Origin of the sequence: Brucella sp. NBRC 113783 (genome assembly GCF_040372265.1) — a bacterium.
Taxonomy (GTDB): domain Bacteria; phylum Pseudomonadota; class Alphaproteobacteria; order Rhizobiales; family Rhizobiaceae; genus Brucella; species Brucella teleogrylli.
The window spans coordinates 140,042-155,041 of record NZ_BAABRX010000001.1 but is presented as its reverse complement, the minus strand read 5'-3'; the positions used below and the strand labels follow the sequence as shown (position 1 = coordinate 155,041).

The following is a 15,000-nucleotide window of genomic DNA, read 5'->3' as shown; positions in this document are numbered from 1 at the left end:
CATAGCGCAACCGGTCGGCGCGGACGGAAAAGGAGATCGACGGAATGGTTTTCGAACTCTGGATCATGTGCGGGATCATCCTGCTTTGTGTCATTCTATCCGCCTTTTTCTCCGGTTCCGAAACGGCGCTGACGGCTGCGTCCCGCGCGCGGATGCATTCGCTGGAAAACCAGGGCGACGAGCGTGCCGAGGTCGTGCAGCAATTGATCAGCCGGCGCGACCGGCTGATCGGCGCGCTGCTGATTGGCAATAATCTCGCAAATATCCTCGCATCCTCGATTGCCACCAGCATTTTCCTGACCTTCTTCGGTGACGCCGGTGTGGCCTATGCCACTATCGCCATGACGATCATTCTGGTGATCTTCGCGGAAGTGCTGCCAAAATCCTGGGCCATTTCCGCGCCCGACCGCTTTTCGCTGGCGGTGGCGCGCAGCGTATCCTTTGTGGTGACGGTCATCGGCCCGGTTTCATCGGTGGTGAACTGGATCGTGCGCGTCATCCTGCGGCTGTTCGGCATCAATCTGGCGGCAGGGCGTTCGATGCTCTCAGCGTCCGAGGAGATACGCGGCGCCGTCGCTGTGCTGCATCGTGACGGTTCGGTGATCAAGGAAGATCGCGACCAGTTGGGCGGTCTTCTCGATCTCAAGGAGCTGGAAGTCAGTGACATCATGGTGCATCGCACCGCGATGGGAACGATCAATGCCGACGCGCCCGCCGAGCAGATCGTCGGCGATATTCTGGCAAGCCCGCACACGCGCATGCCGGTCTGGCGCAACGATATCGACAATATTGTCGGCATCATTCACACCAAGGATCTGGTACGGGCGCTTTACGACGTCGATAATGATTTTACCCGCATCGACATCATGAAAGTGGCGAGCAAGCCGTGGTTCGTGCCGGATACCACGACCTTGCAGGATCAGCTGAATGCGTTTTTGCGCCGCAAGGCGCATATCGCGATCGTCGTGGACGAATATGGCGATGTGCAGGGTCTGGTGACGCTGGAAGATATTCTGGAGGAAATTGTCGGCGATATTGCCGATGAGCACGATATCGACATGCAGGGCGTGCGGCTGCAACCGGACGGTTCGGTCATTGTCGACGGATCACTGCCGATTCGCGATCTGAACCGCGCGCTCGACTGGTCGCTGCCCGACGAGGAAGCGACGACGATTGCGGGGCTGGTCATTCATGAAACCCAGTCAATCCCGGAAGTGAAACAGGCTTTCACCTTTCATGGCAAGCGGTTCTCCGTGTTGAAAAAGGAGAAGAACCGCCTGACTCGTCTGCGTATCGTGACGCTGGATGCCGATGGAAAGCCGGTCGTGGCCGTTGGCGTTCTGCCGCAGCGTACCTAAATAGGGGATCACCGGCGCGTCGGTTCGCCGGGGGCAGAAGGTTCAAGCGCCAGCGCATGAACACCGTTGTTCAGCTCGTCCTTGAGGACTTCGTTGATGGCGCGATGGCGCTGAACGCGACTCAGGCCCGTGAAGGCATCGGAGACGATCCGGACGCGAAAATGCGTCTCGCCGGAGCCGTCAAAAGCGGCATGGTGATCGCTGTCGTGATGATGATGGCCAGCGTGAAGGTGGCTTTCATTAATGATTTCAAGTCGTTCTGGCGCAAAAGCTGCCGTCAGCTTCGCTTCCATCACGTCTTGTTTGCTATTGTGAATGGACATTTGGGCTCGTTCTCCCCATATACACGCTGTGCTTCATATAGACTCAAGCCCCGACGGCCCAAGGTGGGGCAAATCCGCACAGGAACCAGATCCGCTTCAAAATTTCGCCCAGTTGAAATGGCCAAAAGCCCAACCGGACGAAATGTCAATTCTTGTTTAGCAACCCCTTAATCCGCATAATTGATTCGATGACCACGAACTCCAAACTTTTCGACAGTATCCGCATCCGCCCGAAAAAGACGCAGCAGGCCAAGTCCAGCGGCCCTTGCTGCCAGTGGGACGGTTGTGACAAGCCCGGCACGCATCGCGCGCCGGTCGGACGCATGCGCGAAGGGGAATATTTCCACTTCTGCATAGACCACGTGCGGGAATATAATAAGAATTTCAACTATTTCTCCGGTCTTGCCGATGGAGATATCGCCAAATTCCAGAAGGATGCGGTCACTGGCCATCGTCCAACCTGGTCCACGACGGCGAATTCGACGGCCAAGGCGCGCACTTCCCCCGACATGGCCAAGATGCGTTCCGGCTCGGCTTCCTATCACAATCGCATTCGCGATCCATTCAATTTCGTGAAAGAAGCAAAAGGGCAGGAGCCGGGGGCAACAGCTAAGCGCAAGCCGCGCACGCTGGAAATCAAAGCGCTCGCTACACTCGGACTTGAACCGAATTCGACTAGCGATAAAATCAAGGCGCGCTATAAAGAGCTGGTAAAACAGCACCATCCCGATGCGAATGGTGGTGACCGCGGTTCTGAAGAGAGATTCCGCGATGTCATTCAGGCTTATCAATTGCTCAAGCAGGCAGGTTTTTGCTAGAGCATGAAGGATTGGCCAGTCTTGAACTGGCCGGTTTTTGATTGATCAAGTCGAGCTGTGGCTCAAGCCGCATTTATGCGATGCCAGATGTTTTCATCTGGCTGCAAAATGCTTTGACGGACATTCTCCTGCCGTGCTGGAAGGCGCGGATTCAAGCATGGATGCCCGCAACGAACGACGGAAGGGGCATACCACCGGCTTGCCGGTCATCATGCCCCGGATGATACTTGGATGTCGCGGCCGGACAGTCCTGCCGCCCTGGAGGCATGATGAACAAGGTTGAGCGGGATATAGCCAATTTGCCGGATACGACGGTTTCGGTGCGCGATGTGTTCGGTATAGATTCCGACATGAAAGTACCGGCCTATGCGGCGGGCGACTCCTATGTGCCGGAGCGTGATCCGGATTATCTTTTCGACCGTCAGACGACGCTCGCGATCCTGGCCGGTTTTGCCTATAACCGCCGCGTGATGGTCTCCGGCTATCACGGCACGGGTAAATCGACCCATATCGAGCAGGTTGCGGCGCGCCTGAATTGGCCTTGTGTCCGCGTCAATCTCGACAGCCATGTCAGCCGTATCGATCTCGTCGGCAAGGACGCCATCGTCGTCAAGGACGGCGTGCAGGTCACCGAATTCAAGGATGGCATCCTGCCCTGGGCCTACCAGCACAATGTCGCGCTGGTCTTTGACGAATATGATGCCGGTCGCCCGGACGTGATGTTCGTAATCCAGCGCGTGCTGGAAACCTCCGGTCGCCTGACCTTGCTCGACCAGAGCCGCGTTATTCATCCGCACCCTGCTTTCCGCCTGTTCGCGACCGCCAACACGGTCGGTCTTGGCGACACGACCGGCCTTTATCATGGCACGCAGCAGATCAATCAGGCGCAGATGGACCGCTGGTCCATCGTGACGACGCTGAACTATCTGCCGCATGACAATGAAGTGGCAATCGTTCTGGCCAAGGCCAAGCATTTCCAGAATGCGGAAGGCCGCGAGATCGTCAACAAGATGGTTCGCGTCGCCGACATGACCCGTCAGGCTTTCATCAATGGTGATCTTTCAACCGTGATGAGCCCGCGTACCGTCATTACCTGGGCAGAAAACGCGGCGATCTTCGGCAATGATATCGGCTTTGCCTTCCGCCTGACCTTCCTCAACAAGTGCGATGAACTGGAACGCGCGACGGTGGCTGAGTTCTATCAGCGCGCCTTCGGTGCGGAACTGCCGGAATCGGCGGCCAATATCGTTCTGGCCTGATGCTGTCTCCCGAAGCGGAAACCGTTTCGGGGCAGACAAGCGTGAGCAAAATTGACGATGCCTGTCGCCGCCATGGCGGCAGGGCCTTGATTTGATGGGAAGCAGGATAGGCATATGTCAGGCCAGATGTCAGGAATGGGCGACAATTCGCGCGAGCGCAAGCCGGGGCCAGTGGACTCCGAGCCGTTCAAGCGCGCGATCACCGCTTGCATGCGCGCTATTTCCGGCGAGAACGAGCTGGAAGTGGCGTTCAGCAATGATCGCCCCGCTCTGACGGCCAACCGCGCCCGACTGCCCGATCTTCCGAAGCGCCCGACCGCGCACGACATTGCCGTGACCCGTGGCCTTGGCGACTCGATGGCGCTGCGTCAGGCGCGCCACAATCCCCGCATTCATGCGCAGCTCGCGCCGGAAGGCAAACAGGCCCGCGCCATTTATGATGCTGTCGAGCAGGCCCGTGTCGAGGCCATCGGCGCGCGTGCCATGGCAGGCGTTGCCGATAATCTGGCGACCATGCTGGCCGACAAATATGCCAAGGCGAATTTCTCCGCGGTTACGGACAAGGAAGACGCCCCGCTTGAAGAAGCGGTGTCGCTCTTATTGCGCGAAAAGCTGACCGGACGGGCCGCACCTGCGGAAGCGGGCGAAGTACTGGAGCTGTGGCGGGACTGGATCGAGCAGAAGGCTGGCGGCGATCTGGCGCGTCTTGGTGAAAATCTCGACGATCAGCAGGCTTTTGCGCGCACGGTGCGCGATATGCTCGCTTCCATGGACATGGCTGAAGAGCTGTCGCAGGAAGAGCCGAGCGACGATCAGGAACAGAACGAAGAACAGACGCCGGATTCTGACGAGAACGAAGAAGGCGGCGATGAAAGCCAGGAAGGTTCCGATTCCGCTGAAAGCGAAGAGTCGGATAGTTCCAGCGAAGAAGGCGAGCAGGGCGAGATGGATGCCGCCGATGCATCCGCCGACGATATGGACGACAGCGAGGATATCGACGCGGAAACGCCGGGCGATACGCGCCGTCCCAATCAGCCTTTCGCCAATTTCGCCGAGCAGATCGACTACAAGGTTTTCACGCGCGAATTCGACGAAGAGGTCGAGGCGACCGATCTGTGCGATGAGGCCGAGCTGGACCGTCTGCGCGGGTTTCTCGACAAGCAGCTGGCCAATCTGCAGGGCGTGGTGGGCCGTCTCGCCAATCGCCTCCAGCGCCGCCTGATGGCGCAGCAGAGCCGCTCCTGGGATTTCGATCTGGAAGAGGGCTATCTCGACTCGGCGCGCCTCGTGCGTATCGTGGTCGATCCGACCCAGCCGCTTTCCTACAAGATGGAGCGGGATACGGATTTCCGCGACACGGTGGTGACGCTGGTGCTGGACAATTCCGGCTCCATGCGCGGTCGCCCGATCACGGTTGCGGCCACCTGCGCCGATATTCTGGCCCGCACGCTGGAACGTTGCGGCGTCAAGGTTGAGATTCTTGGTTTCACCACCAAGGCTTGGAAGGGCGGTCAGTCGCGCGAGGCCTGGCTGTCGCGTGGCAAGCCTGCCAATCCGGGTCGCCTCAACGATCTGCGCCACATCGTCTATAAGAGCGCTGACGCGCCATGGCGTCGCGCACGGCGCAATCTGGGCCTGATGATGCGCGAAGGGCTCCTCAAGGAAAATATCGACGGTGAAGCGCTGATATGGGCGCATCAGCGCCTGTTGGGTCGCCCCGAGCAGCGCAAGATCCTGATGATGATCTCGGATGGTGCGCCGGTGGATGATTCCACGCTGTCGGTCAATCCAGGCAATTATCTGGAACGGCATCTGCGCGCGGTGATCGAAGAGATCGAAACGCGTTCGCCGGTCGAGCTGATCGCCATCGGTATCGGCCACGACGTGACACGCTATTATCGTCGCGCTGTAACGATTGTCGATGCGGAAGAGCTGGCAGGCGCAATGACCGAGCAGCTTGCATCCCTGTTCGAAGAGCAGGGCGCGGCATCCGCCGGAAAAGGCAAACGCCGGGCTGGCGGAAGAAGATAAAAAAGGGGCTTTAAAGCCCCTTTTTTTCTCGCCTTATTCTGCGGTCGCGCGACCGGCTGCATACAGAGCCGGGGCGAATATGGCGAGGATTGCGCCATAGGGAATCAGCATCAGCGTTCCCATGATGACCTTCACGAAGAAATCACCGAAGGCGAGCGACGCCCAGAGCGGGACGCCCAGGCCGAGGAACGAGGCTGGTTCCGTCAGTGACGAATCAGGCATGCCGGTCAGCCTGTCGATCCATGCAAAGCCCGCCGCAAAAGCGATCGAGAAGAACAGGATCGTGTCCAGCACCGAGCCGAACATGGCGGCTGCGAAGGGTGCTTTCCACCAGGTCTTGCGGCGCAGGCGGTCGAAAACGGTAATGTCCATCAGCTGGGCCAGCAGAAAGGCGGTCCCTGATGCGATGGCGATGCGGGGCGTGGCCAGCCAGATCGACATGACGACGCCGAGCACAAAACCGGCATAGACCACTTTGCGCGCCGCGGCGGGGCCGAAGCGGCGATTCGTCAGATCATTGACCAGAAATGCGACCGGATAGGTAAAGGCGCCATAGGTTAGCACTTCGCCGAGGCCGAAATGCTGGAAAGGATACTGGACCAGAATATTCGACGCGGCAACCGCCACGCACATAGCCAGTACAGCCGGCAAAAGCCGGGATAATGCAGGATTCTCAATAGGCATTTTTTTATCCTGGGTGATGGAACCAGCAAAAAAGGCCGACAAACTGTCAGCCTTTTTTGTCAAATCTTCAAGACTGCGTCTTCTGTCCGAAGCATAATCCTTTTTAGAAAAGCCCACAAACCATGCGGGTTTTCAGGATTATTGCTTAGGCAGCAACAGCTTCAGCCTGCTTCTTAGCGATCTGGCGCTTCAGAAGACGAGCGCGCTGCGACAGTTCCTTGTCGTCAGACTTGACGAGGAAAGCGTCGAGGCCGCCGCGATGTTCAACCGAACGCAGGGCGTTGGCAGAAACGCGCAGACGATAGCTCTGGCCGAGTGCTTCAGAGATCAGCGTAACATTGCAGAGGTTCGGCAGAAAGCGGCGACGCGTCTTGTTGTTCGCGTGGCTGACATTGTTGCCGTACTGGACCGACTTGCCGGTCAATTCACAAGCGCGGGACATTTTGGTCTCACCTTCAATTTTGTTTCCGGCCCTTTTCGTTTTCTTCGAAAAGCGAAAAGGTCCCTCGTTCCGTTTCCTCGCAATCCTTGAGCAAACTGCTTCGCATTTTTGCTGGAATTGCTCAGGCCCCGACCAGAATGTCCGAATTCAAGCATTCAAAGCAATTTAATGCTGCTGGCGCGCGGTTTCGGACAGGCGGCCTATTGGGAAAGTCGCGTTTCTATAGTGACAGGAGCGCTTGCAGTCAAGTGAGATTCCGCCGCGATGCCGTCACAGCGCGGTTTTACGGCATTCGCATCGCCTTCACGAAACGCTGCGATCATAACTTCGCCGGTTTTGCTTGGCTTACACAGATACTGTATCGAAGAATCTCTCGCAACTTTTTGACAGCTCAATGTGGTTGAAAACCATAGGTCCTCTTTCCGGGCCGGGACGCAGAAAGGAACGCCGAATATGATCGAGCCGCCATTCTTATCGAAACCCGTAGCGAACCGGCTGAAAGAGCTTGTTCTCTTGTCATGTGCAGGTTTCGCGCTGACCACGGGAGTAGCACAGGCGAACGATCTCTACAGAACCGAATATGCGATTTCGATTTTCGGCCTTTCCATTGCACGCGCCGCAACCGAAACGACGGTCAGTGGCTCCAGATATGATCTGAACGGCAATTTCAAAACGTCCGGCCTTGCGCGCGTTTTCGATGATACCAAAGGTACGGTGACCGTGACTGGCAATGCGGTCAACGGGCGGGTTGTTCCGAGCGGTTTCGATCTCAATTACAAGCACGGGCGGAAGAACAAGCGCACGACGATACGTTTTGCCAATGGCAATGTGGTGGCTTCGGAAAACCAGCCGCCGGTGAAGAAGCGCGATCCATGGGTGGAGACTACGCCGCAGGATCTGCTCAATGTCAGTGATCCGCTGAGCGCCCTGATGATCCCCGCCACCGATCCGCGTTCAGTCTGCAATCGCACACTGAGCGTGTTTGACGGGCAGACGCGCGCCGACATCAAGCTTTCCTTCAACGGCACCGAATCGTTCACCGCCGATGGCTTTACCGGCGAGTCGGTGATCTGCTCGGCCAAGTTCATTCCGATTTCCGGCTATCAGAAAGGCAAGAAGTCGATCGACTATCTGAGCAATAAAAGCCGGATCAGCGTGTCCTTCGCTTCGCTGGGCGATTCGGGCATTTATGCGCCGGTCGTCGCGCGGATAGGCACCCAGATCGGCACGCTGAAAATTACCGCCACGCGCTTCGAGAAGGTGAATTAAAACAACACCGCGCAATCAGTGCGCGGGGTGCAGGCATTCGTCGTGATTGCCCAGAATTTCGATCACCCGGCATTGGTCGATACGGCCATGGGCGGTGCATTCCAGCATGCGTTGCAGTTCCGTCTTCAGAGAGAGAAGCTTGGTGATGCGGTGTTCGATCTCAACAAGCCGGGCGCGGGCGATGGCATCGGCCATGGCGCATGACTGATCGGGATTATCCTGCAATTCGAGCAATGTGCGGATGGAATCCACCTCGAAACCCAGATCGCGCGCGTGGCGGATGAACAAAAGCCGCTGAACATCGCTCTTGTCATACAGGCGGCGATTTCCCTCCGTGCGCGGCGGCACCGGCAGCAAACCAATCTGCTCATAATAGCGGATGGTCGGCACTTTGACGCCGCTGGCTTTGGAGGCCTCACCAATGGGAAGATTGTTTGTCATTTTTCTCTTGCTCCTCTAGTCACTAGAGGATGTAGACCCTGTTCAGGACAATTCAAGAGTGCTCTGAAAGGGCAGGTCATGAATAAGGCAATAAACCAGATTCGCTTTCGTGTGGACGGCATGGATTGCGCGTCCTGCGCGACCAAGATTGATACCGCTGTCCGCCGCGTGTCGGGCGTGGAGGATGTCTCCGTTTCGGTCACCGCAGGCACGATGACCGTGCTACATGACGGCAGCAGCAAACCCGAAAATATAGAAAAGAAAGTGCGCAGCCTCGGCTATCGCACAGAACGGCTGGCCGCCGAAAAGCGCGCCGATGCGCCCAAGCCTAACGCGCATGCGCACGACCATGATCACGGAAGTTGCGCTGGTCACGACCATGATCATGACCACGGCGATGACCATTCGGGGCACACTCACGATCACGACCATGATCATTCTGGGCATGACCACGATCATGAGGATGAACCGGCAGCCATACCGGCATCGGCCAACAGCTTCCGTTTCCAGGTGTCGGGCATGGATTGTGCATCCTGCGCCGCGAAGATCGACACGGCGGTGCGCCGCGTTGCAGGCGTCAGCGATGTGTCGGTTTCCGTGACCAACGGAACTATGACTGTCAATCATGATGGCTCTGCAAACAGTGACGAGATTGCCGGAAAGGTGACGGGGCTTGGTTATAAAACCGCCCTCGCCACACCGCCATCCGCAGCGACGCCCGAGGCCAGCGCACCGTCTAAGCCCCTGTCATGGTGGCGGACGGACAAAGGCCGCACGATGCTCATCAGCGGTGGCGGACTGGTGGTGGCCTATGTGATCGGTCATCTTTATCCGCCGATCTCGCTCTGGGCCTTTACAGCGGCGATGCTGATCGGTCTCGTGCCGATTGCGAGACGCGCTTATATGGCTGCGATCAATGGCACGCCGTTCTCCATCGAAATGCTGATGACGATTGCCGCGATTGGCGCGGTGTTCATCGGCGCGACAGAGGAAGCGGCGGCAGTCGTGTTCCTGTTCCTCGTCGGCGAATTGCTGGAAGGTGTTGCGGCGGGCAAGGCCCGCGCCAGCATCCAGTCACTGACCGCCCTTGTGCCGAAGACGGCCTTTCTGGAGCGCAATGGCGCGACCACGGAAGTTGCTGCCGACAGTCTTGCCGTGGGCGATGTCATTTCCGTGCGCCCGGGCGACCGTATGCCAGCAGATGGTGAAATCCTGTCCGGTGAAAGCGCTATCGATGAAGCGCCAGTCACCGGCGAAAGCACGCCGGTCGGCAAGACCGCAGGCGACACTGTCTTTGCCGGAACGATCAATGGCGATGGTCTGCTGCGTGTGAAGGTGACGGCTGCCGCACAGGACAACACCATCGCGCGCGTCGTGCGGCTGGTGGAGGAAGCGCAGGAGGCCAAGGCTCCGACCGAGCGTTTCATCAATCGCTTCTCGACCTGGTACACGCCCGGCGTGGTGGTCGTTGCCGCACTCGTGGCCATTCTCCCGCCGCTGGTCGCGGGGGGCGCATGGGACGAGTGGATCTATAAGGGCCTTGCGATCCTGCTGATCGGCTGCCCTTGCGCGCTGGTCATTTCCACACCGGCTGCAATCGCTGCGGCCCTGTCGTCGGGCGCCCGGCGCGGCCTTCTCATGAAGGGCGGCGCCGTGCTTGAAACCATCGGCAAGATCACGACCGCCTGTTTCGACAAGACCGGCACGCTGACCGAAGGCAAACCGAAGGTTACGGACGTGCTTGCCGGTGCTCTGCCGGAGGATGAGGTGCTGCGCCTTGCTGCATCGCTCGATGCAGGTTCAAGCCATCCGCTGGCGCTGGCCATCGTGTCGGCGGCGGAAGAGCGCGGGCTGAAGCTTTCTGCGGTCGCGAAAGGCAAAGCTCATGGTGGCAAGGGCGTGTCCGGTACTGCGGACGGCACCGAACTGTTCCTCGGGTCTCGCAAGGCGGCAAACGATGTGTCGGCTATCCCCGAGGCACTGGCTACCCGGATCGCTGCCTGCAACGATGCAGGCAAGACGGTTTCGGTGCTGGTCGCCGGTGGCAGGATTGCCGGTGCAATCGCCATGCGTGACGAACCGCGCGCAGACGCTGTTGCCGGGCTCAAGGCACTGAAAGATGCCGGTATCCGCACGGTGATGCTGACGGGCGATAACCGCCGCACGGCAGAAGCTATTGGGCGCGACCTCGGTATTGAAGTGCGCGCCGAACTGCTGCCCGAGGACAAGCAGCGCATTGTCGGCGAATTGCGGGGTGAGGGGCAGATCGTCGCCAAGGTTGGCGACGGTATCAACGATGCGCCAGCCCTTGCTGCCGCGGATGTCGGCATCGCCATGGGTGGCGGCACGGACGTGGCGCTTGAAACCGCTGATGCAGCGGTGCTGCATGGCCGGGTCGGTGATGTTGTGGCGATGGTCGATCTGTCGAAGCGAACCATGCGCAATATTCATCAGAATATCGCCATTTCGCTTGGGCTGAAGGCTGTCTTCCTCGTGACGACCGTGCTGGGCATTACCGGGCTGTGGCCCGCCATTCTGGCCGATACCGGCGCGACCGTGCTGGTGACGATGAATGCGCTGCGGCTGTTGAGGCAAAAAGCCTGACGGCCTCTCCGGCCCCCTCATCCTGAGGAGGTGCGCAGCACCGTCTCGAAGGGCGAGGGGGAATAGCTCGGTGCCTGATCCTTCGAGACGCCGTCTTCGACGGCTCCTCAGGATGAGGGGCGGAGGTGCTGGGTGAGAATGATGAGACGCTGGGGGAGGGACGAGACTATTCCCCGATCAGTTCGCGGATGCGGTCGCCATATTGCTTGCCGAAGGCGACGTGTTCGGGATTGATCCCCTTCACCTCGTCGACGAGCTGGTCTTCTTCTTCCGCATCGACGGCGGCAAGGGCGCTCATCATGGCGAAATAGGCGAGCAGATAATCGCGCGGCGCGATGTTCTGCGCCTTCATCAGTTCCACGACCTGCGGGCGCGATTCGATGCTTTTCACCATGGAATCCATCGAAGGCCGGGCGTCCTGACCTTCTTCCGCGGTTGGGGAAAGCTGCATTCTCTCAAGCTCGGCATGGACCTTTTCCATGCGCGTCAGAAGATCTTCGCTCAGCTTGAAATTGTTGATTTCGGCTGGCGTTTCCGGCGGCGTGGCGATCGACAGGATGTCTTCCGCATAAGCCATTCCGGCAGAAGCAGGCAGGACAACAAGCGACAGGCCAATAAGAGCGGCGCGGTTCAGGCTTTTGAAGCGGGAAAGGGTCATCGTCGTCTTATCCTAAAAGCATAATCCCGAAAAGTTGCAGACTTTTCGGACAAGATTATGCGTGAAACAATTATATAGAGCAGTCGCCATAGGCGACGGCTCTAAAACAGGTCTTTACGCTTGCGGATCTCTGCAAACACGGCTTCGTCGGGCGCATCCTGCATGTCAAGGCGGGCACGAATGCGGCTGTCATGCCAGCGCAGGAACGGATTGGTGGCCATTTCGAGGCTGATGCTCGACGGCAAGGTCATCTTGTCGGCAGTGCGCAGCCGACCGATCTCCAGCGCCCGTTCTTTCAGCGCGGAATTATCCGGGTCGATGCTCAGCGCAAAGCGCGCATTGCTTTCGGTATATTCGTGGCCGCAATAGATGGCGGTATCGCCGGGCAAAGCAACGAGCTTTTGCAGTGAGCGGAACATTGTCGCTGGCGTTCCCTCGAAAAGCCGCCCGCAGCCAAGCGCAAACAGTGTATCTCCGGTGAAGACCACTTTGGCGTCGGGGATGTAATAGGAAATCTCGCCAGCCGTATGGCCGGGCGTGGATATGACCCTGACCTTGAAAAGCCCGAAGGTGAATTCTTCGCCGTCGTGGACCGTGCGGTCGATGCCGGGGATTTTGCTCTCTTCATCCTTGGGGCCGATGATGCTGAGGCCAAACTTCTTTTTCAGTGCGGCATTGCCTTCGACATGGTCGAGGTGATGATGCGTCGTGAAAATGAAATCAAGCGTCCAGCCGCGCCGTTCAAGCGCTGCTTCGATGGCATAGGCGTCGGGCGCATCGATGGCCGCCGTCAGCGCGCTGACAGGATCGTGGATCAACACGCCATAATTGTCGCTGCGGCAGATGAACTGTTCGATCTCAAGCTTGTGTGCGATTTCGACCATGCCGCGATTCCCTCAATTCCCGCTGTTCATATGACTATGATGCGGGCTTATTGTCCTCTGTCAATGAATGCTTCTGGATAAGCGGCATTTGTAAAAGTGTGAAGATGATGGTGATGGGCATGATGCCCCAGACCTTGAACGAAACCCACGCATCGGTGGAAAAATTGCGCCACACGACTTCATTGGCTACCGCCAGAAAGATGAAGAACAGGCCCCAGCGGAAGGTGAGCTTTTTCCAGCCCTCGGCATCGAGCCGGAAGGCCGAATCGAACACATAGCCCAGAAGCGACTTGCCGAAGAACAACCCGCCCAGAAGGATCGCGCCGAACAGCGTGTTCACGATAGTTGGCTTCATCTTGATGAAGGTGTCGTTGTGCAGCCAGAGCGTCAGCGCGCCAAACACCAAAACCACAATACCGGAAATGAGCGGCATGATGGGCAGGGTGCGCGTCATGGCCCATGAAATGGTGAGCGCGATCACCGTCGCGACCATGAACAGGGCGGTGGCCAGAAAGATCGGCTCGCCGATGGAAGCGAGCACGGGAAAACGTTCGATCAGCGTTTCGCCGCGCGCATTGGCGAAGAAGAATACCAGAAGCGGCCCCAACTCCAGCACCAGTTTGAGCAGTGGTGGCACTTCCTTGCGCTCGGCTTCGCTCTTCTGCGACGGATCGCGTTCGAAGACGGGGTGCTCCATCAGGCAACTCCTGCAATGGCGCGGGCAAATTCATTGGCCGCAAATGGTTCGAGGTCATCGACGCCTTCGCCGACACCGATGAAATAGACCGGCAGCTTGTGCTTGGCCGAAATGGCGACAAGAATGCCGCCCCGCGCCGTGCCGTCAAGCTTGGTCATGACCAGCCCGTTCACACCGGCGATATTTTTGAAGATTTCCACCTGATTGAGCGCGTTCTGGCCTGTCGTGGCGTCGAGCGTCTGCAACACCGTATGCGGCGCTTCCGGGTCGTGCTTGCCGAGCACGCGCACGATCTTGGCCAGTTCGTCCATCAGTTCGGCCTTGTTCTGCAAGCGCCCGGCTGTATCGATGATCAGCACGTCGCTGCCCGCGTCCCGGGCTTTTTCCCAGGCGTCATAGGCGAGGCCCGCCGCATCAGCGCCCAACTTGGACGAGACGACCGGTGCGCCGGTGCGCTCGCCCCAGATATGCAGCTGTTCGATGGCTGCGGCGCGGAACGTATCACCGGCCGCCAGCATGACCTTCAGGCCACCTGCCGTCAGCTTTGCCGCGAGCTTGCCGATGGTCGTGGTCTTGCCGGTGCCGTTGACGCCGACCACCAGAATGACATGCGGCTTATGCGAAAGGTCGAGTTCCAGCGGCTTGGCGACGGGACCCAGCACTTTCTCGATTTCCGTGCTCATGATCGAGCGCACTTCATCGCTCGAAACATCCTTGCCATAGCGCCCGGAGGCCAGCGCATCGGTGACGCGCATCGCGGTCTCAAGGCCGAGATCGGCCTGGATCAGCACGTCTTCCAAATCCTGAAGCGTGTCCTCATCCAGCTTGCGCTTGGTGAAAATGCCGCCGATGGATTCGCTGAGCGATGAGGACGAACGCGACAGGCCGCGCCGCAAGCGCTCGAACCACGACAGTTTCGGCTCGGCGATAGGGGCGGCAGGCGCTTCTTCCGCCTGTTCCTCGACGGCCTTGGAAACCTTGACCTTCTTCGGCTTGGCGGGCGCTGGCGCTGGCGCTGGTTCAGGCGCAGATGCAATTTCCCCCACCGGCTCCGCTTCGACGGGAGCAGGTGTTTCGACAGGCTCCGGCTCTTCGGGCTTTTCCGGTTCAGGAGCCCGTTCTGGCTCGGCTTCGGGTTCCGGTTCGGCCTCTGGCTCAATAAACGGCGGTTCGATCACCGCCGGTTCCATGACCGGCGGCTGCTCGATTGGAATTTCGATTTCCGCGACCGGATGTTCCGGTTCGCGCTGTTCTTCGGCAGTTTCCTCGACCGCAGCAGGCTCTTGCGGCTTTTCAGGCTGCGCTTCGACAGGTTCGGCAACCGGCGCTTCCAGCTCGGCATGAACCGTCGGTTCTTCGGCTATCGGTGCTTCCGGCGCTTCAGGTTCTGGCGCGGGTGTGACTTCGGTTACGGTCTCGGGCGCCGGTTGATCGACCGGCCTTTCCTCGACCTCCTTCTTGCCGAAGGAGAACATTCTCTTGATGAAACCGATAGCCATGGATTCCGATGCCTTAGTTTATGCAGCTGATGG

At 58.8% G+C, this 15,000-nt stretch carries 14 protein-coding genes; 6 read left to right on the top strand and 8 right to left on the bottom strand.

Features of this window, described 5'->3' with window-relative positions; all coding sequences use genetic code 11:
* Nucleotides 1–44: 44 nt before the first annotated feature.
* Complete coding sequence (locus ABWW11_RS00710; protein ID WP_109369988.1) at nucleotides 45–1,358, top strand: HlyC/CorC family transporter; 1,314 nt, start codon at nucleotides 45–47, stop codon at nucleotides 1,356–1,358.
* An 8-nt stretch (nucleotides 1,359–1,366) separates the two neighbouring features.
* On the opposite strand, the gene ABWW11_RS00705 is transcribed toward ABWW11_RS00710, so the two are convergent.
* Nucleotides 1,367–1,681, bottom strand: a complete 315-nt coding sequence (locus tag ABWW11_RS00705; protein WP_109369987.1) for a BolA family protein — start codon at nucleotides 1,679–1,681, stop codon at nucleotides 1,367–1,369.
* A 188-nt stretch (nucleotides 1,682–1,869) separates the two neighbouring features.
* Between ABWW11_RS00705 and ABWW11_RS00700 the strand changes: the two genes are divergently transcribed.
* From ABWW11_RS00700 to cobT, 3 genes are all read left to right on the top strand, one after another.
* Entirely contained in the window at nucleotides 1,870–2,499 is a 630-nt protein-coding gene (locus tag ABWW11_RS00700) for a J domain-containing protein (RefSeq protein WP_109369986.1), read from the top strand.
* Between the two features lie 269 nt (nucleotides 2,500–2,768).
* Nucleotides 2,769–3,758: a cobaltochelatase subunit CobS gene (cobS, locus tag ABWW11_RS00695; RefSeq protein WP_109369985.1), complete on the top strand. Its 990-nt coding sequence runs from the start codon at nucleotides 2,769–2,771 to the stop codon at nucleotides 3,756–3,758.
* 114 nt (nucleotides 3,759–3,872) lie between these two features.
* Nucleotides 3,873–5,789, top strand: coding sequence for a cobaltochelatase subunit CobT (gene cobT, locus ABWW11_RS00690; protein ID WP_109369984.1), 1,917 nt, complete (start codon nucleotides 3,873–3,875; stop codon nucleotides 5,787–5,789).
* 33 nt (nucleotides 5,790–5,822) lie between these two features.
* Here cobT and ABWW11_RS00685 read toward each other — a convergent pair whose 3' ends face one another.
* Complete coding sequence (locus ABWW11_RS00685; RefSeq protein WP_109370332.1) at nucleotides 5,823–6,473, bottom strand: queuosine precursor transporter; 651 nt, start codon at nucleotides 6,471–6,473, stop codon at nucleotides 5,823–5,825.
* Nucleotides 6,474–6,618: 145 nt separating this feature from the next.
* Complete coding sequence (rpmB, locus tag ABWW11_RS00680; RefSeq protein ID WP_078337585.1) at nucleotides 6,619–6,915, bottom strand: 50S ribosomal protein L28; 297 nt, start codon at nucleotides 6,913–6,915, stop codon at nucleotides 6,619–6,621.
* A gap of 453 nt (nucleotides 6,916–7,368) precedes the next feature.
* Between rpmB and ABWW11_RS00675 the strand changes: the two genes are divergently transcribed.
* Entirely contained in the window at nucleotides 7,369–8,184 is an 816-nt protein-coding gene (locus ABWW11_RS00675) for a DUF3108 domain-containing protein (protein WP_109369983.1), read from the top strand.
* Nucleotides 8,185–8,199: 15 nt separating this feature from the next.
* On the opposite strand, the gene ABWW11_RS00670 is transcribed toward ABWW11_RS00675, so the two are convergent.
* Nucleotides 8,200–8,625 (bottom strand): MerR family transcriptional regulator, encoded by a 426-nt coding sequence (locus ABWW11_RS00670; protein ID WP_109369982.1) that lies wholly within the window; start codon nucleotides 8,623–8,625, stop codon nucleotides 8,200–8,202.
* 78 nt (nucleotides 8,626–8,703) lie between these two features.
* Between ABWW11_RS00670 and ABWW11_RS00665 the strand changes: the two genes are divergently transcribed.
* Nucleotides 8,704–11,229: a heavy metal translocating P-type ATPase gene (locus ABWW11_RS00665; protein WP_124915133.1), complete on the top strand. Its 2,526-nt coding sequence runs from the start codon at nucleotides 8,704–8,706 to the stop codon at nucleotides 11,227–11,229.
* Nucleotides 11,230–11,395: 166 nt separating this feature from the next.
* On the opposite strand, the gene ABWW11_RS00660 is transcribed toward ABWW11_RS00665, so the two are convergent.
* The 4 genes from ABWW11_RS00660 to ftsY all read right to left on the bottom strand — a co-directional run bounded on the left by ABWW11_RS00660 (nucleotide 11,396) and on the right by ftsY (nucleotide 14,967).
* A complete protein-coding gene (locus tag ABWW11_RS00660; RefSeq protein ID WP_109369980.1) occupies nucleotides 11,396–11,887 on the bottom strand; it encodes a hypothetical protein in 492 nt (163 codons plus the stop codon).
* A gap of 101 nt (nucleotides 11,888–11,988) precedes the next feature.
* A complete protein-coding gene (gene gloB / locus ABWW11_RS00655) occupies nucleotides 11,989–12,771 on the bottom strand; it encodes a hydroxyacylglutathione hydrolase (RefSeq protein WP_109369979.1) in 783 nt (260 codons plus the stop codon).
* Between the two features lie 34 nt (nucleotides 12,772–12,805).
* Entirely contained in the window at nucleotides 12,806–13,468 is a 663-nt protein-coding gene (locus ABWW11_RS00650; RefSeq protein WP_109369978.1) for a septation protein A, read from the bottom strand.
* Nucleotides 13,468–14,967, bottom strand: coding sequence for a signal recognition particle-docking protein FtsY (gene ftsY, locus ABWW11_RS00645; RefSeq protein WP_109369977.1), 1,500 nt, complete (start codon nucleotides 14,965–14,967; stop codon nucleotides 13,468–13,470). The genes ABWW11_RS00650 and ftsY overlap by 1 nt, the downstream gene beginning before the upstream one ends.
* Nucleotides 14,968–15,000 lie beyond the last annotated feature (33 nt).